19 protein-coding genes, 8 tRNA genes, 1 pseudogene, 1 riboswitch and 1 other annotated feature are annotated in these 23,060 nt (G+C 38.4%); of the genes and pseudogenes, 4 read left to right on the top strand and 24 right to left on the bottom strand.

Features of this window, described 5'->3' with window-relative positions; genetic code table 11:
• Nucleotides 1–89: 89 nt before the first annotated feature.
• From ACSYSF_RS00235 to ACSYSF_RS00205, 7 genes and pseudogenes are all read right to left on the bottom strand, one after another.
• The gene (locus ACSYSF_RS00235) at nt 90–974 is read right to left on the bottom strand and encodes a 3-hydroxyacyl-CoA dehydrogenase (RefSeq protein ID WP_489867752.1); all 885 of its coding nucleotides are present in this window, start codon (nt 972–974) and stop codon (nt 90–92) included.
• 125 nt (nt 975–1,099) lie between these two features.
• On the bottom strand, nt 1,100–2,206 hold the full coding sequence (locus ACSYSF_RS00230; protein WP_489867751.1) for an ABC transporter ATP-binding protein: 1,107 nt from the start codon (nt 2,204–2,206) through the stop codon (nt 1,100–1,102).
• A gap of 44 nt (nt 2,207–2,250) precedes the next feature.
• Nucleotides 2,251–4,092: a glycoside hydrolase family 2 protein gene (locus ACSYSF_RS00225; RefSeq protein ID WP_489867750.1), complete on the bottom strand. Its 1,842-nt coding sequence runs from the start codon at nt 4,090–4,092 to the stop codon at nt 2,251–2,253.
• Between the two features lie 19 nt (nt 4,093–4,111).
• The gene (locus tag ACSYSF_RS00220) at nt 4,112–4,477 is read right to left on the bottom strand and encodes a hypothetical protein (RefSeq protein WP_489867749.1); all 366 of its coding nucleotides are present in this window, start codon (nt 4,475–4,477) and stop codon (nt 4,112–4,114) included.
• Between the two features lie 6 nt (nt 4,478–4,483).
• A complete protein-coding gene (locus ACSYSF_RS00215) occupies nt 4,484–5,326 on the bottom strand; it encodes a carbohydrate ABC transporter permease (protein ID WP_489867748.1) in 843 nt (280 codons plus the stop codon).
• A 19-nt stretch (nt 5,327–5,345) separates the two neighbouring features.
• Nucleotides 5,346–6,269, bottom strand: a pseudogene (locus ACSYSF_RS00210) (carbohydrate ABC transporter permease).
• A 39-nt stretch (nt 6,270–6,308) separates the two neighbouring features.
• The gene (locus ACSYSF_RS00205; protein ID WP_489867747.1) at nt 6,309–7,568 is read right to left on the bottom strand and encodes an extracellular solute-binding protein; all 1,260 of its coding nucleotides are present in this window, start codon (nt 7,566–7,568) and stop codon (nt 6,309–6,311) included.
• A gap of 217 nt (nt 7,569–7,785) precedes the next feature.
• Here ACSYSF_RS00205 and ACSYSF_RS00200 point away from each other — a divergent pair, with 217 nt between their 5' ends.
• Complete coding sequence (locus tag ACSYSF_RS00200) at nt 7,786–8,712, top strand: ArsR/SmtB family transcription factor (protein WP_489867746.1); 927 nt, start codon at nt 7,786–7,788, stop codon at nt 8,710–8,712.
• A 14-nt stretch (nt 8,713–8,726) separates the two neighbouring features.
• Nucleotides 8,727–9,458 (top strand): alpha/beta hydrolase, encoded by a 732-nt coding sequence (locus ACSYSF_RS00195; protein WP_489867745.1) that lies wholly within the window; start codon nt 8,727–8,729, stop codon nt 9,456–9,458.
• A gap of 98 nt (nt 9,459–9,556) precedes the next feature.
• Here the strand turns inward: ACSYSF_RS00195 and ACSYSF_RS00190 are convergent.
• From ACSYSF_RS00190 to ACSYSF_RS00160, 7 genes are all read right to left on the bottom strand, one after another.
• A tRNA-Leu gene (locus ACSYSF_RS00190) sits at nt 9,557–9,640 on the bottom strand.
• 44 nt (nt 9,641–9,684) lie between these two features.
• A tRNA-Leu gene (locus ACSYSF_RS00185) sits at nt 9,685–9,768 on the bottom strand.
• A gap of 51 nt (nt 9,769–9,819) precedes the next feature.
• Nucleotides 9,820–9,892: transfer RNA gene (locus ACSYSF_RS00180), tRNA-His, on the bottom strand.
• 13 nt (nt 9,893–9,905) lie between these two features.
• A tRNA-Trp gene (locus tag ACSYSF_RS00175) sits at nt 9,906–9,976 on the bottom strand.
• 41 nt (nt 9,977–10,017) lie between these two features.
• Nucleotides 10,018–10,090: transfer RNA gene (locus ACSYSF_RS00170), tRNA-Phe, on the bottom strand.
• 8 nt (nt 10,091–10,098) lie between these two features.
• Nucleotides 10,099–10,172, bottom strand: a tRNA-Asp gene (locus tag ACSYSF_RS00165).
• Between the two features lie 2 nt (nt 10,173–10,174).
• Nucleotides 10,175–10,247, bottom strand: a tRNA-Val gene (locus ACSYSF_RS00160).
• 247 nt (nt 10,248–10,494) lie between these two features.
• Between ACSYSF_RS00160 and ACSYSF_RS00155 the strand changes: the two genes are divergently transcribed.
• Nucleotides 10,495–10,565, top strand: a tRNA-Cys gene (locus tag ACSYSF_RS00155).
• A 58-nt stretch (nt 10,566–10,623) separates the two neighbouring features.
• Here ACSYSF_RS00155 and ACSYSF_RS00150 read toward each other — a convergent pair.
• The 6 genes from ACSYSF_RS00150 to ACSYSF_RS00125 form a co-directional block, all read right to left on the bottom strand.
• A complete protein-coding gene (locus ACSYSF_RS00150) occupies nt 10,624–12,153 on the bottom strand; it encodes a glycosyltransferase (protein ID WP_489867744.1) in 1,530 nt (509 codons plus the stop codon).
• Between the two features lie 2 nt (nt 12,154–12,155).
• Nucleotides 12,156–13,751 (bottom strand): glycosyltransferase, encoded by a 1,596-nt coding sequence (locus ACSYSF_RS00145; protein WP_489867743.1) that lies wholly within the window; start codon nt 13,749–13,751, stop codon nt 12,156–12,158.
• Nucleotides 13,752–13,773: 22 nt separating this feature from the next.
• A complete protein-coding gene (locus ACSYSF_RS00140; protein ID WP_489867742.1) occupies nt 13,774–14,436 on the bottom strand; it encodes an NAD(P)-dependent oxidoreductase in 663 nt (220 codons plus the stop codon).
• A gap of 125 nt (nt 14,437–14,561) precedes the next feature.
• The gene (locus tag ACSYSF_RS00135; RefSeq protein WP_489867741.1) at nt 14,562–14,942 is read right to left on the bottom strand and encodes a VOC family protein; all 381 of its coding nucleotides are present in this window, start codon (nt 14,940–14,942) and stop codon (nt 14,562–14,564) included.
• Between the two features lie 287 nt (nt 14,943–15,229).
• Nucleotides 15,230–15,802 (bottom strand): xanthine phosphoribosyltransferase, encoded by a 573-nt coding sequence (locus tag ACSYSF_RS00130; protein ID WP_489867740.1) that lies wholly within the window; start codon nt 15,800–15,802, stop codon nt 15,230–15,232.
• 5 nt (nt 15,803–15,807) lie between these two features.
• The gene (locus tag ACSYSF_RS00125) at nt 15,808–17,094 is read right to left on the bottom strand and encodes a nucleobase:cation symporter-2 family protein (protein ID WP_491737233.1); all 1,287 of its coding nucleotides are present in this window, start codon (nt 17,092–17,094) and stop codon (nt 15,808–15,810) included.
• A 128-nt stretch (nt 17,095–17,222) separates the two neighbouring features.
• Nucleotides 17,223–17,321, bottom strand: a riboswitch (purine riboswitch).
• Nucleotides 17,322–17,576: 255 nt separating this feature from the next.
• Here ACSYSF_RS00125 and ACSYSF_RS00120 point away from each other — a divergent pair.
• Nucleotides 17,577–18,752, top strand: coding sequence for an MFS transporter (locus ACSYSF_RS00120; protein WP_489867738.1), 1,176 nt, complete (start codon nt 17,577–17,579; stop codon nt 18,750–18,752).
• 202 nt (nt 18,753–18,954) lie between these two features.
• Here the strand turns inward: ACSYSF_RS00120 and ACSYSF_RS00115 are convergent, their stop codons facing one another.
• From ACSYSF_RS00115 to ACSYSF_RS00100, 4 genes are all read right to left on the bottom strand, one after another.
• The gene (locus ACSYSF_RS00115) at nt 18,955–20,304 is read right to left on the bottom strand and encodes a dihydrolipoyl dehydrogenase family protein (RefSeq protein WP_489867737.1); all 1,350 of its coding nucleotides are present in this window, start codon (nt 20,302–20,304) and stop codon (nt 18,955–18,957) included.
• A gap of 54 nt (nt 20,305–20,358) precedes the next feature.
• Nucleotides 20,359–20,829, bottom strand: a complete 471-nt coding sequence (locus ACSYSF_RS00110) for a GAF domain-containing protein (RefSeq protein ID WP_489867736.1) — start codon at nt 20,827–20,829, stop codon at nt 20,359–20,361.
• Between the two features lie 51 nt (nt 20,830–20,880).
• Nucleotides 20,881–21,115, bottom strand: a binding site (T-box leader).
• A gap of 69 nt (nt 21,116–21,184) precedes the next feature.
• Nucleotides 21,185–21,520, bottom strand: a complete 336-nt coding sequence (locus ACSYSF_RS00105; protein WP_489867735.1) for a thioredoxin family protein — start codon at nt 21,518–21,520, stop codon at nt 21,185–21,187.
• Between the two features lie 114 nt (nt 21,521–21,634).
• Nucleotides 21,635–22,723, bottom strand: a complete 1,089-nt coding sequence (locus ACSYSF_RS00100) for a PTS sugar transporter subunit IIC (RefSeq protein ID WP_489867734.1) — start codon at nt 22,721–22,723, stop codon at nt 21,635–21,637.
• Nucleotides 22,724–23,060: the final 337 nt, after the last annotated feature.

Here is a 23,060-nt window from a genome sequence, read left to right as displayed (position 1 = left end):
GTTTTAAAATGTTTGGTCATTAAAAAATCCCGAAGTTAAAGATTTACTTCAACTTCGGGTATTATATCAATCTATTGTTTCACTAAAAATTACTTCAAAAAGTCAGGTTCAGCAAATGCTGGGTTTGGATAGGTGTAGAATCCTTCACCAGCTGATGCACCAGTCTTACCAGCATCAATCATTTCCTTCAATGCCTTAGCAATACGAGCTTGTTCTTCATCATCATCTGCCTTAGCCAATGACAAATTATAAGGTGTATTCAAACCAACCACGTCAAGAATTGCGAATGGGCCTTGTGGTGCACCCGTTGCAATCATCCATGACTTATCAATGGTTTCTGGATCTGCCACACCATTTACCCATAGCTTTTGAGCAGCATCCAACAAAGGTACTAGCAATGAATTCAAGATATAGCCTGGTTGTTCCTTATACAAACGGAATGGCACCATGCGGATATCCTTTGCAAATGCAACTAACTCATCTAGATACTCATCAGCAGTGTCTTTATGTCCCATAATTTCAGCATTGTTATTTTGCCAAATTTGGTTAGCAAAGTGGATTGCCAAGAACTTTTCTGGTCGATCAACATACTGAACAAACTGTGAAGGTAAGAAAGTTGATGAATTAGTAGCGAAAATGGTCTTTGCTGGTGCAACACGTGACAATTCAGTGTAGTAATCAGCCTTAATTTTAACGCTCTCTGGAATGGCCTCAATAACCAAATCGGCATCAGCGACCGCTTTAGCTAAATCAGTCTCAAATGACATCCCCTCAATAACCGTCGTTGCTTTATCACCATCATCATAGAATGATTGGTACAAAGGTACGTAACTTGCTAATAACTCCTTAGCATGAGCAATTGCATCGTCATTGATATCATACAATGTGACATTAAAGCCAGAAAAAGCCGTTTGAAAGGCAATTTGACTACCTAAAACACCACCACCAGCGATTGTTACATTCTTAATTGTCATGTTAATTTCCCCCAAATAGTATTTAAAACATAAAATTAACTTCCATTATTAATTATAACGCAAATATATAATTTTATTAATGACATATAAAAAGCGAGCATGCTAGCATGCTCGCTTTATTATAATTAATAAACTGATACTTCAGTTTCTGGGTCAAAGAAATGAGCGCGATTCAAATCAAAGCCAACATTAAATTCTTCACCAGTACTCTTGAAGTCACGGGCGTCGACCTTAGCGACAACTTCAGTGTTACCAATTTTACTATATAGTTGCGTTTCAGCCCCTAATAGCTCAGATACCACGACCTTTGCTGGGACAACCGCATTAGGGAAAGTCTCTAAGAATGTGTTTTCTGTATGCAAATTCTCAGGACGAATACCGAAGACCAGTTCTTTACCTTGATAACCTTGTTCATTAAGTTGCTTCAAGCAACCTGCAGGTACTTCTAATGAGAAGTTTCCTTCATTTTCATTAATCATGTTATCTTGCAAAGTAACATGGAAGAAGTTCATTGCTGGTGCACCAATAAAACTACCGACAAAGACATTTGCTGGATTGTCATAAACTTCTTGTGGCGTACCGATTTGTTGCACTTCACCATCCTTCATAACAACAATACGATCCGCCATTGTCATGGCTTCAGTTTGGTCGTGAGTCACATAAATTGTCGTCGTCTTTAGACGTTGGTGTAACTTAGCAATCTCGGCACGCATTGAGATACGTAACTTCGCATCCAAATTTGATAGAGGCTCATCCATCAAGAAAATAGGTGCATCACGGACAATTGAGCGTCCCAAAGCAACACGTTGACGTTGACCACCTGACAAAGCTGAAGGCTTACGCTTTAGGTATTCAGTTAAGCCAAGAATCTCAGCCGCATTTTGAACACGCTTATCAATTTCAGACCTGTCATACTTACGTAGTTTCAAACCAAAAGCCATATTGTCGTAAACTGACATGTGTGGATATAAGGCGTAGTTTTGGAAAACCATGGCAATGTCACGATCCTTTGGTGATTCATCATTAACCACTTGGTTGTCAATCTTCAATTCACCCTTTGAAATATCTTCCAAACCAGCAATCATTCGTAACGTTGTTGACTTACCACATCCTGATGGGCCAACAAAGACGATAAATTCTTGATCTTTAATATGCAAATTAAAATCCGTTACTGAATAATCTGACGCGTTATCATACTTCTTGTAAATATGATCTAATGCAATTTCAACCATTAGAAAATCACCTTGTTCCTTTTATCATTTTTAATGCTGAACTGTTAGTCCATGCTATCATCTAAAATATCTGCAATTTCAACATCTTTTTGTGGTGAGTCAACAAAGGCTCTGATGAAGAATTCATTAGCTTCTTTGATGGCAGCTGGATCAACCTTTGGCTGACGATCAACTGTCAACAAACCGTTTACTTCTTGTTCCGTATCAGTTAATTGCGTATAAACAATCCCGTTTAAACTATGTGACTGACTAACTGCCTTGATGATGCGTTGGTACTCACTAATAAACTCATCATCGCTCTTAGCACCTGTGTAACCCCAACCTTTATCGGCATCTTGCTTGTTGTAACCAATACCACCGAATTCAGTCAACAAGATTGGTTGTCCTTGATACTTAAATCCATCTGCGAAGATATCCCATACAGGTGGGTTGCGGATAATGCTCTCCCATGAATGCAAAGTTTCTTCATAATACTCGTAAGTATCTTGATCATCCTTAGCACCATGTGCGTAATTGTGCACCGCACAAATATCAGTTTCAGTTTGTGCCCAACCATCATTAGACTGTACTAAGCGAGTTGTATCTAATGAATGAATCAAATGATACAAAGCTTGTGTAAAGTGTTGTTGTTGACGGTCAATGTGAACTTGTGGGACACCCCAGCTTTCATTAATTGGTACCCAAGTAACAATTGATGGGTGATTGTAATCACGTTCAATGATTTCCAACCATTCTTTGTACAACGTTGTTTCAGCTTTTTTCGTAAAGACCGGTGCTGCGGCACACTCACCCCAACAGATGAAGCCCATCTTATCAGCCCAATATAGATATCTTGGATCTTCAACCTTTTGATGAATCCGGGCACCATTGAAGCCCATTTCCTTAGCTAAAGCAATATCCTTTTGGAAAGCTTCGTCGGTTGGTGCTGTTAAGAGACTTTCAGGCCAGTAACCTTGATTCAAAACCAGCTTTTGATAATATGGCCGATTGTTTAAGTAAATCATACCGTTTGATGTATGAATTTTACGCATACCAAAGTATGAACTTACTTTATCAGTCTTAGCATCCGGTGCCGTCGTCTCAAAATCAATGGTAAACAAGTTTGGATGCTCTGGTGTCCAAAGCCAACCTTCATTGTGGTAACCCCTTCGGAAAATGTGATTACCCAAAACATTAACATGCCACTCAAATGAACTATCTTCTGGATAAATGGTTAGCTTGGTTAACTTCTCATCCCCGAATTTAATAGTTGCGGTAACAGCTGTATCTGGGACAAAATTATCGATTTTACCAGCAATTTCGACGATACCTTTATCGATATCAGTCACAAATTGAACACTAGCCAAATTCGTTTGTGGCTTCTTTTCCAACCAAACCGTTTGCCAAATACCAGTCGTGTTAGTATACCAAATACCTGCACTTTCACCCGTCCAATTTTGCTTACCACGGGTCAACTCTTCATCATGTACTGGATCATTTGCTCGGACAGTAATCACATGGTCAGCACCAGCTTGCACAAAGGCAGTAATGTCAAAAGCAAAACTCGTATGACCACCAGCATGATGACCTACATGTTGACCATCAATCCAAACATCAGCTTCAAAGTCTACCGCACCAAAATGTAGAATGGTGACTTCATCAGCAGTTTGGTCTGATTGAAAATGACGTTGATACCAAACAACACTGTGTTCGCTTTGATCATTAACACCACTCAATTGCGTTTGATAAGCAAATGGCACTTCAATTTCTTTGGTCAATCCTTCTTGTTGATACCAGCGTTCTTTAATACCTTCATTACTATCATCAAAATCAAAGTCCCAACGACCATTTAAATTAGTCCAGTTTTCGCGTTGAAATTGTGGTTCAGGATACTCTGTTCGATACATACTTTTCCTACTTTCTATGTTATGAATTAACTAATTTTTGTCTTTTCTTCTTTAAACTAATGATGATTGCCGTTGGTACCAACAAAGCAACTGTAATGATGTCAATGCAGAAGTAAGCAACAACGACTTCAATAATGACAGTTGGCAATAGCCATTTGTTTAATTCTTTTTCTTTCAAAAAATACTTCGCCATTAACAAATTAATCAAGCCGGCTAAGATAAATAACGTACCCACTAAGCCGCTTAGTGAACTAACCGGTAGCAATGTTTCATGCGTTGAGGTACTAGCATCAAACATTCCCAATCCGATTGTTAAGACACCATCCATAAATTGCCAAATGGCACACGTTATTAATAGCTTTTTGTCCCAATTTTTTTCTAACATAAACAATTATCCCTTCACACCTACTGACAAAGACATTGATTGCAAGAAGTACTTTTGTGCAAACAAGTACAAAATAAAGGTTGGGATGATTGCGATAATCGCACCTGCCATCAACGTTGGAATATCAGCAACATACATACCTTGTAGTAGCTTCAAACCAGGTGTAATTGGCATCTTGTTAATGTCTGAGAAGACGATTGATGGCCACAAGAAATCATTCCATGAACCTGTAAATGTAAACAATGCCACCACGAATAACACTGGTTTAATTAGTGGCAAAATAATAATTCTAAAGATCTGCCAATCACTAGCACCGTCGATACGCGCAGCTTCGTCATACGCAATTGGAATATTATCCATAAACTGACGAACCAAGAAAATATTAAATGCTCCGGTTGCAGCTGGGAAGATCATTGCCCAAGGCGTGTTAGCCCAACCTAAGAACGTCATAATTTTGTATAGTGGAATAATATTCATAACTGGTGGGAACATCATCGTTGCTAATAAGAAAATGAATAGCACATTCTTTCCCTTAAAATCTAAACGAGAGAACGCAAAGGCTGATAATGATGTGACAACCAATACGAGAATTGTTGAACCACCCGCAATGACAATTGAATTCAAGAACCAGCGGAATACTGGTGTGTTCCCTGTGTTTTGTAGCAAATCTGAATAGTTTGAGATAATCCAATTAATTGGCAAGAACTTAAAACCAACTGACTGCATTTCAATATTGCTTTTGAATGATGACATGACACCATATAACAATGGCATGATCCAAATAATACTCAATAGGACCAAAAAGATAAACGATAACCACTGTGCTGTGCCCTGCTTCTTATTTTTCATTATCTTTTACCTTCCTACATCAATCTTTATTTCTTAGCAAAAATAGTTGAACCATTGACACAATCGTAATGCAGATACCCAAGATAACTGACATTGCTGAAGAAATTCCAGCCAATGATTGTCCTGAACCGAACGCATTTTGTTACACGTGCATCATTAGCACTGTTGTTGACCCATTAGGACCACCGTTCGTCAACATTAATGGTTGTCCATAAATGTTGAACTGGGCAATCGTTGTTGTCACAATCGTAAATAGCAATTGACCACGAATACTTGGTAAAGTAATGTGAATAAATTTCTGCCAATTTGAAGCACCGTCAATATCAGCTGCTTCATAGTAATCTTGTGGAATACCATTTAAGGCAGCTTGATAGATAATCATGTTTCCACCAATCGTCCACCAAACAGTCAAAATAACAATGGTAATCCATGCCCATGGTTGCGTACCTGTCCAAACCTGATCCAGGTTAAATAGTGTGTTTAACGGACCGTAGTTAGGATTGAAAATCAATGACCAAACAATAACAACCGCTGAGATTGAAAATAGACTTGGTAGATAGAATAGTCCTTGGAAGAACTTAGCAAACTTAGGTTTTGTATTTAACATAACTGCTAATAACAAAGGCACCAACACACAGAATGGTACTGAAATTAGTACGAACAAAATTGTGTGCCATAAACCACTTGTTAGTTGATCATGGAAAATCGAATTCGAAAACAGGATTGTTTTAAAATTATCCCAACCAACAAATATCGGTGTCCGAACTAAATCCCATTTTGTAAACGCAATATAGATACCAAAAATTAAAGGTATGAAGAAAAATATCGTAAAAATTGCCAAATGTGGCAATAGGTAAATCAAAGGATGGCTTTTGGTTAGCTTACGCTTATTTTTTTTACCTGCTGTCACTTGCTCAGTTGGCTTTAAAGAAACTTCTGCCATTAGTACTTAACTCCCTCTTTTTTGTACACAGTGTTTTTACTAATCCATCTGTGCGTCAACTTCATCTTGCACCGTGTTTTGCATCTTATTTAGATACTGTGAAATACTTGTCTTACCAAATACCGCATCGTAAGTGTAGCGGTCCAAGTAGTCAGCTAAGTATCCGTTATAACGATAGTTGAAAATCTTAAGTGACTTTTGTTCAACTTTATCTGTCAATAAGAATGACTGTTGCATCTTCAAGTAACGTGGATCTTTCGTAATGGCCAATGCGGCAGGATTTTGCCCTGACTTTGCCCAATTTAATGAGTGAGTGCGAACCCAGTTAACAAAGGCCAATGTTCCTTCTGTTTTTGCTTTATCACGCTTAGGCTGCTTCAACAAAACGAACTGGTGACTTGATGACCAGTTAACCATCTTATCTGGATCAGATGATAACTGAGGTGAGTTTGTTACACCGTAATCAATGTCACCTTCTTTAATTTGGTTATTCATCCAAATTCCTTCGGGATGGAAAATTTCTTTACCTGTTAAGAATAATTGCATTGGGTCATCACCGTCTTGCGTGGTAACTTTTTCATCATGTAACTTTTTATATGTCTTAATCACTTCACGTGAAGTTTTATTATTTAAATCAGGATCCTTACCATTCTTGGTTAATTCACCACCTAATTGACCGTACATTGATAGAAATAATGGTTTCCACCAAGTTAATCCCAAACTGGCGATACCATCTTTTTGTGATTTCTCACCAGCTGCTTTAATCTCATCAAATGTGACGATATTGTCATCCAAAGCGTGTGGTGCATACTTCTTCACCAACTCTTTGTTGTAATACATAAACGTCGTGTGAATATCTAGTGGTATCCCGTAGCGCTTACCTCTATAATCACCATTTTCCCAAGCTTCTGGAACATAATTATCTTTGTTGATGTCAGAGAACTTACCCAAATAAGGATTGTAATTATCTAACAAGCCATTATTGACATAGTCCTTAATACGCTCAACATGGACAATCTGTAAATCTGGAATTCCTTTCTTAGAATTAACAATTGTTGGAATCTTTGAATACATATCAGCTTCAGTAAGTGATACATTCTTAACTTTGTATTCTGGGTTCGTCTTGTTATATTGATTAACAAGCTTCTGCATACTAGTACCATCCGGTCCAGTAAACGGATTCCAAAAAACAATTTCTTTGGTGTCATCGGCATGAACTGGGGTACTAAACCAACCAGTTAAGCCAAATGATAGTGCAATTGATGATGCAATTGCTCCCCAAAAATGTGACTTTTTCATAACTTTCCCCTCTTAAACTAGGCACATAATGAAATAATTAACGTTAACCTTAACTTCTTAACATGTGTATTATCATCCCGCAATGTAAGCGCTGTCAACATTGACATGGCGGTATATGGTCGTTATTAATTATAATGGGAACATTGTTGACACCTCTGAAAATAATTCGTATGATAGTTAACAAAATGGTTAACTATTATGTCAAAGAGGGGGCTCTATGGATATTGATATTAGTATGGACTATTTGCCTATTTATCAGGCACTAGATTCACCGGTCCGTTTAGAAATGATTGAGATTATTTCACACGAAAAAATAACCGCTACCCAGTTAGCACAACGTATGAACATTAGTAAGGCAGCAGTTTCTAAAAATTTGCATATTTTAGAACAAGCAAATATTATTTGTTTTCAAAAAGGAACTGACAATCGTCAAAATGTTCCCAAAATAAATATTGATAAAATTTCAATTAACTTTCCACAGAAAATCTTTCCGGAATACTATAAGAAAACTTATGATATTCCGATTGGAAATTATTTTGCTATTGATAACGTGGCCCCATCTTGTGGGTTGGCGACCAATACGCAATTAATCACACCAATGGATGATAGCAACGTCTTTTTTAGTATGCATCGATTAGAAGCACAACTACTTTGGTTTACTGAAGGTAGTATTGAATATATTATTCCTAATGAAATACCTGAAAATGGTCAAATTGAATTATTGGAATTTGATATTGAAATGTCGAGTGAATTTCCGTTATCCAACAATAACTGGCGTTCAAAAATTGGCTTTTGGCTAAATGATACCTTTATTGGTGCCAGTGAATTACCAGGAAATTATTCTGACGTTCATGGGCGTTATACACCCGATTGGTGGCCTAAGAAATTCAGTCAATATGGTTTACTAAATCACATTCGCATTGGGGAACTAGATACATCAATCGATAGTGTCAGCATTTCTAACGTTAAAATTAGCGACCTTGATTTAGGTCACACGCGTCGCTTAACGTTAAAAATGGCCGTACTGCCAATCGATAATGACACGTATGGTGGTTTAACTTTATTCGGGAGTGATTTTGGGAATCATCCCCAAAATATTAAAGCAACTGTTTACTATTCACAAAACGACGTAGCAACCAATTAAATTAGGGGGAAATTATGGCACATTTACGAATCACACGTTTTTCAAATACTCTGCAAACACATATGAACATTGAGGTTATTTTGCCGGACACATTACCAAAAGAACCATTAGCAACGCTTTGGTTATTACATGGTCTTGGTGAAAGTGGTACGTGTTGGTCAGCGCGCACAACAGTCGAAAATTTGGCATTAGATTACCAAGTTGCGATTATCATGCCCAATGTCAATCGTAGTTTTTATATGGATGAAGCATATGGTTTACCTTATTGGACATATTTAACCGAAGAATTAATCCCAGAAATGCGCCACATGTTCCCTTTGAGCAGTCGACGTGAAGATAACTTCGTTGTTGGTAATTCCATGGGTGGTTTTGGTGCCTTAAAACTAGGGTTTAGTCATCCAGATTGGTTTAGCTACGTTGCGGCCCTATCACCGGTCATCGATTTGCATGACGTGATTCCAATTATGCCTGATATTAAAAGTGTCTTTGGTAATGCATTACCCGAGCACTATCTTGAAGAGCTCGCTAAAAATGCTGATTATCAAGATTTAGCTGCCATTCATTGGTATCGTGCGATTGGTGAAGATGATTTCCTTAAAGTTGCCAATGATGAATTTACTAACTTTATGAGTGAACAACAGCTCAACGAAACCTATCAAGTATCCCCTGGTAGTCACGAATGGGTTTTCTGGGAAAGGGAACTTAAGAAGATTTTTGCGTGGTTGCCTTTACAAAGGAATATATAAAAAATTAAGGATTGAGATCACGGTGTCTCAATCCTTATTTTTAACATAAAAGAAAAAGCCTCAAAACCCTAAATAAAGGATTTCAAGACTTATAGGAATGCCGTCGATGGGGGTCGAACCCATACTCCCTTGCGAGAACTGGATTTTGAGTCCAGCGCGTCTGCCAATTCCGCCACAACGGCATAATAATAATTAAATACGAACTTTACTAACAATGGTTACCCAATGCCGTCGATGGGGGTCGAACCCATACTCCCTTGCGGGAACTGGATTTTGAGTCCAGCGCGTCTGCCAATTCCGCCACAACGGCATATCCAATTATTATCAATATAAAAATAAAAAAGTTATTGCTAACTTTAAGGGCGGTAGGTGGGGATCGAACCCACGCGTGCCGGAACCACAAACCGGTGTGTTAACCACTTCACCACTACCGCCATCATCATAAAACAGGGGTAGAGGGAGTCGAACCCCCACCGACGGTTTTGGAGACCGTTGTTCTACCATTAAACTATACCCCTATTACAAGATGGTTATTTTCACAATACAATGTATTATGAAATGGCGCGGGGCGGAATCGAACCGTCGACACTACGAGCTTCAATCGTATGCTCTACCAACTGAGCTACCGCGCCATTATAAACGGTCACAACGGGATTCGAACCCGTGATCTTTCGCGTGACAGGCGAACGTCATAACCAACTAGACCATGCGACCAATGGACGTTACAGGGCTCGAACCTGTGACCCCCTGCTTGTAAGGCAGGTGCTCTCCCAGCTGAGCTAAACGTCCATTTTTATTATTGTTGTAATCTCAACAACAGAAATTATTATACAGATATTTTGCTCACTTGGCAACCCCTTACACGACTAATATTTGATATTAATATATAAATTAACATATTTTTTTATAAAACTTATAAATGCATCTTTTTAAATATCATTTTATTAAAAAATAATTTAATTATCAATTACACATGTTTAGACAATTGCAAGTTTTCCAAATTTCCCCTATAATATGTAATCGTGGTAGTAATTATGGTAGTGTCGCCAAGTGGTAAGGCAACGGTCTGCAAAACCGTCATCACGGGTTCGATTCCCGCCACTACCTTATACAATAAAGGACAAATTGACAGTGTCGCGTCAATTTGTCCTTTTTGTTTGCCATGCTATTTTAAAACTTGTTGCCAAATTGCTTGCATGTCTTCGTCAGCAAACATTTTAGCTTTCTCATAGGCTGCCGCAGACATCTTAGTCCATAAGTCATCCTGTGACATTAATTTAATAATCTGTTGCGCCATCGCGTTACTAGAACTATCAGGCACAATATAACCATTAACACCATCGTCAATCAAAGCATGGGCACCATATGGCACATCGTAACTAACTGCCGGCACACCATAGCTCATAGCTTCAACAAGATTCATGCCCAATCCTTCAGCCAATGAGGGTTGTAAAATAACTTGTGCTTGCTCATAGGCTTGCTTAAGTGACTGCCCTGTGACATAACCACCAAATGTAATATGATCATTAATCTTTAATTTGGTTGCCAAAGACTGCAACTCGTCCATGATTGCTTGCGAAGCTGCATAACCATATAGTACCAAGGTTGCATCAGGTATTTTTTTAATCACTTTCGCTAGCACACGTAAAGCTTGATCAGGTCTTTTTTCAGATGACAACCGACCAACATAAATCATTTGATGACGGTACCGTTCTTCCAATGATACGTGAGGTTGCTCAAAAACAGCTGATGGTAATGCCATGTCTGGTGCAACCTTAATCCTAAGGTCCGGATAACGTGCCATTAAATCCTTTTGCTGCGCTGTTGTTGGTACAAGAATTGCGGTAAATGCTTGCCCATAATTTTCTAACACATTTGTATAAGCTGGATATAATTTACCACGTACCGGATGCTTAATATCCCCAGTATGAATGTCATGCAAGTAGGCATACTTTTTAGTTGTACCTTGCACAGCAGCCACTGCTTGATCCAATCCCCGTCGATCTGAAATCAGAGTAACATCGTCTTGTTGGCGCGTAATCTCATTTAGGAAAAACAAAAAAAGCTGATCTTGTGAATTAAACCGGTAATCATGACCTAAATAATTTTTCAATTTATACATAGTCGGCATCAATTGTCCATTGATCTTCATATGTGTAATTTCAATAACTGGTTCCCCAGCTAAATTCAAAAATTGTTGTACGGCTAATTGACCATCAGGATGGAAATAATCGACTGACGACTTAAAACCACGCCAATCAAAATTTTCACGAGCAGTAATATTATCGGCCCGATCATAATAAGTAATGTCGTTGACCAAACCAACTGTGGCCGGCATTACATTAATACGACCAATTACACGACCGGCGTCTTCAATTGTTGAATAATTAGGTCCGTGACTAACAATATGATATTGATCTAGTGGCAGTTGCGGTAGTAAACGCAAATGTTGTTTCTTTCGCGGTATACTAGTCGTTCCCTGAAAGTAATCATACATATTCAACACTTCGTCCGTGCTCAAGTGCATGACGGTTGCATCACGGTTTAAAAAGCGATTGTAATCTCTTGTGACATAAACAGCTTGATCTAAATTACCTTGCACAACTTCACGATTAAAAAATTGTACTCGCTTAGCTTGCGCATGTTCCGTCCCAGAATTATAGGCAAAAATATTTTCACTTACGAAATAATACATGATTACTGTTCCCTCCGATAACCTGGTGTAGCAGCTAATTTAGCTGACCAGCTATCCTGAGCATCTGCTAGTAAGGCTTGCCATGCTTGCCATACTGATGCTTCAGAATAACGATGTGCTGACTCATAAGCACCATTTATATATTGCTCTGCTAACTTAGGATTACGCAAAACTTGCAAAATTGCATTAGCTAACGCTTGATAATCACCATATGGTACAACAGCACCATTAACACCATCTTGAACAATTTCATTTGGTCCATAATTGACATCATATGAAAAAGCAATTAAGCCGTGCGAAATAGCCTCCATAATTGCCAAGTTAAAACCTTCCATACGTGACGTCAGCCCATACATCATCGCATTATTTTGAACAGCATCAATATCAGTCGTATACCCTTTTAACGTAACCGCATCACCTAAATTGTATGCTGCAATTACGTCCTCAACTTCACGCCGTGCCTTATAATCATCACTTGGATCTGGATAACCATATAAGTCCAACGTAACTTGCGGAAATTCTTGATGCACAATCCCAATAGCCCGAACTAAATCATCTAAATGCTTTTCCCAGGCAATTCGTGCAAAAACAACCATTTTACCAAATTGACGATCAGCTAATGGAACTCGTGGCGCATTTAATAATTTTTCCGGCACAACTCCGACTGGAATCGTAAATAGCTGTGCTTTGGGTTGCAAACGAGTGCGGACATCAGCTGTTTGTTTATGCGTAGCTGATACCACGGCATCATAACCATCAATTGCGTTTAAAGCAAATTCATAGTTGTTATTAAACAATGGTGCCTCCGGATCTTGTGCATCCGCAGTATGTGCATTATGCAAATGAAAGACCGTATAGGCTGGTTTCTTCAATTCCAGCAAACCTTGATCACCCAAATGAGCACGATCCACGATAAACACATTAGGTCGATCAATTGACCAAAAATCTTCATTCAAGCAATTTAAAAAGTATGTTATTAATTCATTCCGCGTATCAAATTGATACACTTTATGCTGACGGTTAGTTAAACGCCAACCAGTTTTATGCATCTCACCTGCCATTGTTTGTTTATGAAAAGCTTCAATAACCGTTCGACCACTTGGTGTCACCCACGCTTCCGTACCAATTTTATTATCAGCCGTATACCACTGTTTTAATGAGACAAAGCCACGTGAATCATAATGTTCCACGCAATATAAATTATTAAAACCATCAAACCACTCAACTGATTTCACTTGCATATCAAGTGCCTCATTATAATTAACACGTGCAACTAATTGGCCATTCGCCGTAACCAAGTATCGTTCATTATCAGGATCATCTGTATATATAGGATTTAAAACGCCATATTCAACATCTTGCACCTGAACTTTTTTAGCAATTACTTGCATTGTTTCTTGAAAATAATCAAACAAATTAATAATCTGTTCATCTGAAATACCGGCTTGATTTGCCGTCACATGCCCATTTGGGTCCCAATCACATAACACCACTTTTACAGGCTCTTCGTGTTTATTAAATAAATCCAACCGCTTTAATTCAGCATGCTCAATCCCCGATTTATGGTCAGGCATCGTTGCATTAATAAAAAAATTCATTTGTTACGCCTTTCAAGCATTATTAAGCAAACTGGGTCCATAAACGTACAATAGCTTGGATACCAGCATCTGCTAATTGCTTTTCATCTGCTAGTTTTGTATAAAATTCTTCTGCCATCTTAGTCATTGGTACTGGTACAGACATCTTTTCAGCCTCATCCAATGCGATGCGCAAATCCTTAATATAATGTTTTACATAGAATCCTGGTTCATAGTCATCTGACAACACACGTGGTCCATAATTATCCATTGACCAATTTTGTGCAGCGCCACCACCAACCATAACAGTTAGGGTACCATTCTTAGCTCCAGTATCGCCACCAGAGACAGGTGCATCCAGAACCGTCACACCAATCTTTTCACCAGCGTTTGTTAGCTCTTCCGCCAAAGTTGGTGTCGAAGTAGTCATATCCATTACGATTTGACCTGCATGTGCACCAGCGAAAATCCCCTTGTCACCATAATATTGTTCGGCAACATCCTTAGGGTAACCAACCATCGTCATCACAACATCAGCTGTTTCAGCAATTTCACGTGGTGAATCTAACCATACGGCCCCGTTATCAATCACTGATTGCGCATGGGCTTTCGTGCGATTATAAACAAAAACTTCATAATCAGCCTTTAGCAAGTTATTAATAATACCAGTACCCATTACACCAGTACCAATAAATCCTAATTTCATTTTTCTCCCCTTTTCATCGCGCGTTTATCATAATTCTTATACTCATTATTCTATCTTAAATTCCCTTAATTTAACAAAAAAAGACTACAAAGTTGCCGTATCTCATCAACTTTGTAGTCTAGTTATTAAGCTTTATTTTTTTGGCAAACTTCCAAGATTTCCTTGTTTGGACCAAAGAACTTAAAGTAGCGAATACCATAATCCCAGAATGGTAATGACACAATCTCATGATCAATCAATTCAAATTCAGATTCATCAATAAATTTAAAAGCCCCTTCGATGTCATCAGTTGCAATGGCAATGTGATTAATCGTTCCAAATTCAGAAGTTGATTCACCTTCATACACTTCAAGTAATAAATCATTTAATTGGAAAAAGCCCACGCGGTGACCATTTTCATCTTCTTCATTGATAAACGTAAAACCGAGTGATTCATAAGCTGGTATGCTCTTCTCAAAATTTTGTGTTGGCACACCAATATGATCAAATCCCTTTAAAAATCCCATATTATCTCCCTTAACATGCAATGTTGTGCACGTTTTATTATTTTATAGAAAACGATTTCATTTTATACTCATTATTTATAAAAGTAAATAGGAATAATATGTTTATTTATAAAAAGAGACCGAGACATTAAAATGTCTCGGTCTTCTTAAACGCGTTCACAAAAGCTGAACCCTCAATATAAAGTCATTGGCACCAATCATGTCCTGCGCGTTGCTCCGGCCATAATTGGCGTCAACAACGTTATACTCCAGGTTCAACCCGCTTTTGCTCACGCTCTTCTCTTATATTAATCAGCAAAAACAACTTGTCCATCTTCAAAAGCAGCAATACGTGCTAATGATTCAACATGAACACCTTGTTCATCTAACATGGCACGACCCTTTTGGAATGTCTTTTCAATCACAATACCAACACCAACAACTTCAGCTTGAGCGGCATTAGCAATTTCCATCAAACCAGTAACAGCTTGTCCATTAGCTAAGAAATCATCAATAATCAATACGCGTTCACCTTCATGTAAGAAACGCTTATCGATCATCACATGGTTTGTCTCTTGTTTCGTGAATGAGTAAACATCAGCAACATATGATTCAGATGATAGCGTAATTGACTTCTTCTTACGTGCAAAGACTAATGGCACATTCAAAGACAAAGCTGCAAAGACAGCTGGCGCAATTCCAGATGATTCAACCGTCAACACCTTGTCGATTTTTTCATCGGCAAATAATTGGGCAAACTCATCACCCATATCTTGCATCAACTTTGGATCAACTTGATGATTTAAAAAGTTATCAACTTTCAAAACATCTTCACCTAAGACACGACCATCTTTTTTAATACGATCTTCTAAAATTTTCATGTTGTCTACATTACCTCTTTCTCACGACCTGGTAGCACAATATTTAACACAACAGCTAGTACTGACGTTACAACAACTGAATTTTCAATCACTAGCTTTACAAGTTCTGGTAGGTGTTGGAAGATTTGTGGATAAACCGTCACACCAATCGCGGCACCAATTGAAATACCCGCAATCATCAAATTACGCTCTGCATTAAAATCAACTTGCTTTAGAATTGTAATTCCTTGTACTCCGATTGTACCAAACAACACAATCATTGCACCACCCAAAACAGATGATGGAATGATGGTTGCTAAAGCACCAAACTTTGGTAGCAAACCAATCAACAACAAAATCAAAACGGCGTAATAAATTGGTTGCTTCGTTTTAACACCTGATAGACGTACGACTCCCACATTTTGTGAAAATGTTGAATAAGGGAAAGTATTGAAAATACCTGATAGGATAACGGCTAGTCCTTCAGCACGGTATCCCTTGGCCATATCTTCGTTGGTCAATTTACGACCCGTTAAGTCAGCTAGCGCAAAATAAACACCCGTTGATTCCATCATTGAGGTTAAGGCCACAATCATCATGGTAATCATTGCTGACCAATGGAACGTTGGCGTAGCTAAGAAGAATGGCTTTGGCATATGGAACCAAGAAGCGTCAGCAACCGGTTGCAATGATACTTCGCCTAACAAGCCAGCAAAAACAGTTCCAAGAACAATTCCTAACAAAATCGCAATTGATTTCATAAATCCTTTTGCAAACAAGTTAAACAATAAAATGATGATAATCGTTACAAGTCCAATTGATAGATTAGTTAAACTACCAAAACTTTTGGCATCTACATCACCACCACCCCAGTTTTGGAAACCAACTGGAATAAGCGTAAAACCAATAACTGTAATTAATGAACCCGTTACAACTGGTGGGAAATATGCACGCAAACGTGCAAATAAACCACTAATCAAAAATACAAAAATACCGGCTGCAATAGTAGCACCATACATGGCACCAATACCAAGTGTGCTACCAATATTAATTAACGGCGAAACGGTTTGCACCGCCGAACCAATGACGACAGGCATTGCAATACCAGTGTATCGCGTACCTTTCAGTTGAAATAATGTTCCGATAGCTGTCATAAAAATATCAGCAGAAATCAAATAAGCCATTTGTTGCGCATTGAAATGTAATGCGGCACCAATCAACAATGGTACTAAAATACCACCGGAATACATTGCCAAAACGTGTTGCAATCCCAATATAAGATTACGTAACTTGCTAAAACGTCCTGTCGACATCGATGTGTTCGACTCCATAACTAAACTATCCTCCAATTTAGATACTACGTAACCACTATCCCTAATAGAAATTTGGCAATAAAAAAAGCATCCAACACACGCAAAAAGCATGCAGAATGGATGCACTCAAATATCAAAACACTATCGGTAGTCCGTCTCTTGGGAGACAGGTAGGAACTCGTTGGCCATTCTCCAACAATTATACCGATAGTGATTACGTTTTAATTATTACGTAATTTAATATAGCAGAGATTATAACTTTTGAAAACAACTATATGCAAAATTCGCCAAATCATGCACATAATTTACATAAATATCACATCTTATCTTGGAATGAATCACCAGAGAACATAACCAAAAGTTTACTATTTGGTATCAATTAACTACTTATTATTAAAAAGCATTGACAAGCGAGGGCAGATTCCTTTAATTTAGGCAGAGTAGGTTTTTTATGGGTCATTACAGTAGTTAGGAGGCTGCATGTGAAAGAATTTAAAATTCAAAGTTTCGTCCTTATTTTAATATCATTCGTTTTGGGCTTTAGTGAGTTCATCATTATTGGAATTCTGGACGATCTAGCCAAGGAATTTTCAGTGAGCGTGGCAACAGCAGGTTATCTAGTTACCATTTTCGCTTTAGTCTATGCAATTAGTACGCCAGTTATCACGTCAATGTTAAAAAACAATCTATATCACGCGGTGCTGGTGTTAATTGTCATATTTACGTTTGGTAACGCCTTAACCATCTTTTCGCCTAACTATACGATTTTGGTTATTTCAAGAATTATCGTGGCGATTGTGTCTGGTTCATTAGTCTCATTATCAATGACTTTTGCGACTGTTATCGCACCAATGGAAAAAAGGGCTTGGCTAGTCAGTTGGATTTTTTCCGGTTTCAGTGTTGCCTCAGTATTCGGTGTTCCATTGGGAACTTGGATTAGTACTACATTTGGATGGCGCTTAACATTTATTACAATCACAATTATTAGTCTAATCACGATTTTCTTAATCATTAAGACTTTGCCACACAATCTAATGCAAGAAAAGCAAGGTAATATTCTACAACAATTTACTTTATTCAAAGATCCTCGTATTTATCTAGGTGTTATTTTACAAACATGTAGTTTAGCTGGTGTTTATGTATTCTACACATACTTACGTCCACTCTTGTCAAAGTCATTGTCATTCGATCCAGCTTGGATTACGTTGCTACTAACACTTTATGGTGTGATGTCATTAATTAGTAACCAAGCTAGTGGTAAAATCGCTGATTATAAAGGTTTAAAAGCCATGCCAACGCTTTACACTATAGAGTTTGTTATCTTCTGTGCCATGCCATTAATGTTACACAGTAAAATCTTTGGACTATTAGATATCATGCTAGTTGGTGTCTTTATGTACTTAATCAATTCACCTTTGCAACTACACATTATGGGCGTTGCCGAACGTGATTATCCACAATCATTGGTACTTGCATCATCATTGAATTCCATCTTCTCTAATCTAGGTATTTCACTAGGTTCAGCAGTTGGTGGCGTTGTCGTTGCTAACTTAGGATTGAACAGTGTCGGTATTGGTGGTGCAGTATTTATCGTATTCGCCTTAATTTCAATTATTATGTTGAATCATGTTAATGCTAAACATCAAGCAACAATTTAATAATATACAAAAAGGTGGTTGGAACACTTAACATGTTCCAACCACCTTTTTTAACTAACAACCATTTTACATTGTGCATCTAAGCGTGCTCTCAAAGACTGGATTCTCAATGTAACACTGTTTGCCACTTCACGATTTAACGACCGCAAATCGTCAAAACAACCCAAACTATATGATAACCATTCTTTAATGGATTTTATTTTTAGAAAAAATAAGGTAAATCTGATGCGACTGAAGGATAAGCAAATAGTTGTTGTTCAACACCTGCTTGTGTTAATCCTTGATTAATCGCATTAGTCAAATAATTAATTAATTCATCAGCATGACTGCTCATCACAGTTGCTCCAACTAGCTGACCAGCTTCATTAAGAGCTACTCTAATTCGCGCAGCTGGGTCACCTTGACGATATGCCGTATACCAACTTGTCATATCAATATCATTAACTTTATAGCCTTGTTGTTCAGCCGTTTCAGTTGCCACACCAACCCGAGCTAATTTTGGCGTACCATAAACAACCACTGGGATTGCTGGGTACGTAATTGGTCGGTCGTCGCCCGTTAAGATTTCTTCAACAACATGACGTGATTCGTATGAAGCTAACGGTGTAATCTTTGGGACTGGTGAACCCGCAATATCTCCTACCGCATAAACATGGGGATTACTAGTCCGTAATTGGCGATCAACCAAAATACCCTTGTCATTAAATTGCACATTTGCTTTGTCCAATGCTAATGTATCATGGTTTCCCACACGACCAGCCGCACGGACAACCAAATCAGCTGCTAATGTATTACCAAAGCTCAACGTTGCTTCATAATGTTGGTCTACCGTAACCAATTCCGTTACTTCGGTACCAAAATACATATGAATACCACGGTCATCTAATTGATCCATCAATGAATCAACCATTGTTTCATCAAATGAACGTAACAATCGGTCACCACGAATAACCAAATTAACATTAACGCCAGCAGCAGCGGCAATCGTTGCTAATTCAATTGCGACAAAACCGCCACCAATAATCAAAATCTCATCAGGCAATTCTGGCAAACTCAAAAATTGTTCTGAATCAATGGTTAGTTCAGCACCAGTAAATGATAATGCAGCAGGTCTTTGACCAACTGCTACAATCCAATCATTGGCATACACTTGCACGTCGTCTTGATTAGGCGCCGTCACAAGCGCATTTTGTTCATCAATAAAGCTTGCTTGACCGGCCAAATGGTCAATACCACTTGTGGTCAATGATTGTTCAGTCCCTTGTGAGATACCACTTGTATATTGATTTTTATAGGCCATTAAATCAGGCCAATTAATGTTAACCTGACCATCAATTCCCTTTTCATTTAGAAATTCAGCATGTTCCTTTGCTTCAACAGCACCCACTAAAATCTTTTTAGGATCACAACCATAATTTGGGCAAGTACCACCCCACAAGTACTTTTCAATAATCACGACATGCTTGCCCGCATCATGTAGTTGGTGGGCAGCTGCTAATCCGGCTGGACCAGCACCAATAATTGCGACATCATATTGTTTGATTTCACTCATTAATTTTTACCATCCTTTACCAAGATTCACTAATTGTATTATCGCAGATTTTCATTAAATGTAAGCTAATAAAGTTTGTGCAAAATGTTCTAAATCGTCTTTATCTTGCTCTGAAAAACGATTAATTCTGGTTGAATCAATGTCGATAACGCCAACTTTTTCACCATTATCACGCGTCAATGGCACAACAATTTCTGCATTTGAAGCAGCATCACAAGCAATGTGACCTGCATGTTGGTGCACATCAGCAACAACCATGGTCTCTTCATTTGAAAACGATTGGCCAACAACGCCATTACCTGGCTTAATCCGAACAACCGCTGGCTTACCCAAGAAAGGTCCTAAAATTAATTCATCCTTTGCTTGATTAAACAAGTAAAAGCCGGCCCAATTAACCGCATCCAAATTTTCAAATAAAATAGCGGCTGCATTTGATAAGTTCGCCAAAGCAAACTCTTCAGATTGTTCACCGGTAATCCACGACGTTAGTAATTGTGATAATAGTGGCGTTGTTTGTTCTGTCATATGATTTATTCCTCCAAATAAAACGTCCCCTATAAAAGCGATTTTGCTTTTATAAGGGACGATGTCTCGTGTTACCACCCAAATTCACTTATTTTCTACGCAATAAGTCTCTGGTATTATGCTAAATTGCATAACTATAGTTGATAACGGTAACTACCGTGATAATTGCTTGCACAAATTATCATTCTCTGAGTTCATCTTCAAATTACTTGCCAAACACTTTCTCATCAACCAAGTGCTTTCTTAATTGGCATAATAACATTACTCTTCTCATCATAGAATTTTAAAAATTCAATTGACCATATCATACGAATTACATAGATACTTGTCAATTACTTTATGAGAATCGCTTTAATTAAACGTTTTGAGCAACCCAGTCCATCACTTGCACTGGTGATAAACGCTCACCATTACCAATGTGATCAACTTGCTTGCCGTCTTCAAACAAGACAAATGCAGGAATTCCCATTAAGCCTTGTTCTTGGGCAATTGCCAAGTTAGCATCACGGTCAGCATCGAACCAGTTAACACCGGCTGATGTCACACTTGATTTAATATCTTTTACAAATGGTTTAATCGCCTTGCAATCACCACACCAATCAGCTTGCAAGAACATTACTTGCTTACCAGGCTTAGCGATTTCTTGACGAATCACTTCATCATCATTTAATTCTGGTTGATAGAATTCCATGTTCACACCCTCTTTTTGCTTATTTATTGTAAGTATATCGATTAAAACTTAAATAGTCAAGTTAACCTGTTTTGAGTATGAACGCTTAATAACTATTTGGCAAGCCTCTGTAAATTAAACTTCTTGCAATTTCAAATCTTGCATACGAGTTTGTCCGATAACTTTCAAGAAACGGTAGTAAGCCCATGAAAGTACGGCTGGGATAACAACACCAAACACGATTAGCAAGATCAATCCACGCATATCATGTGCAACCAACCACAATGGGGCAATCAATGAATTCAAGCCCAAACCTGCAAGTGTATAAGGAACTTTTAGACCAAAACCAACAACGGCAATGACTGCGGTAACCATCGCAATGACGGCTGGACCAACTGCCAAGATTGGTCGCTTTAGCAAGTTAGCAAATTGAACCTTGGGCGTAACCAAACCTTGGGCGATGTTACCACCGATTGTGTTTTGATTGTATGACATTGCCGTAAATGAAACGAAGGCAACGGTTGTTCCAATCAAAGCTGCACCTGATGACATTGGATCAAGCTGGACGGCGATTGCCAATGCTGCTGAAGATGCGGGTGTCATCAAGAAAGCAAACCATGCTAGTGAAACAACCAATGAGCCCAACACTGGGTTAACCTGCATCGTGTGTCCCAAAGCACCACTTACCCAATTAAGAGCAGGTGTAGTAACTGAAGCCAAACCTAGACCAGCAACGGAACCAATCATTGTAACAGCAAATGGTACCAGAACCATGTCCAATGGTGTTTTACCAGTCAACCATTTTCCAACCATGGCTGCGATGATACCAGCTAGCACAGCAGATACCGGTTGACCAGCCGTCATAATTTGAGCACCAGCATCTTGTGTTGCTTGCCAACCGGTAGCGGTCATTGTGTTCGCAACATTTCCAGCCGTAAAGTAGACGCTATTGGCACCAACAGTTGAAGCAATCATCGTACCACCAATAACCAATGTTGAGGTTCGCATCATAACTGCGATGGCCATCCCCAAAGCAGGTGCCAACAACTTTTGTGCAATATCACCGACTTGCACCAATGCATCCCAATGAATTGCGGTTCCCAAAGTGTTAACCAACAAACCAATTCCCAAAAATACCAATACTGTGTTTGAAACTCCTTGTGAAACAAGGAAAACATAATCCTTTGTTGTTAGCTTCTTTTCTTGTGTCTGTGCTTGATCCATAACTTTTACCCCTTCTCCATAGAACTTGGAAATACAAAAAACCGCTAGTCAGTTACACCTGACTAGCGGTTCACGAATATCACATTCGAGTAATGAACTAGTCGGCCCTTTTTTAGGCCGACACAAATTGCTCGACCTTTTAGCTGATAATAATCACGTCTAAAATTAAGCCGAGTAATAAAGCGTTATTTGCGTTGTTCATCACTACATTTGTCATAATCTGTTTCTCCGTTTTTTATTTGATGTTTATTATTATGGACCTAAAAATTTGAAAGTCAACACTTTTTCTAATTTATTTTTAATTTAAATTGTTTTTCTTTAATAAACAAAAAAATCA

It is taken from the genome of Weissella sp. ESL1139 (genome assembly GCF_058506735.1).
Note: the sequence above shows the minus strand (reverse complement) of the source record. Positions and strands in the feature narration are given on the sequence as shown.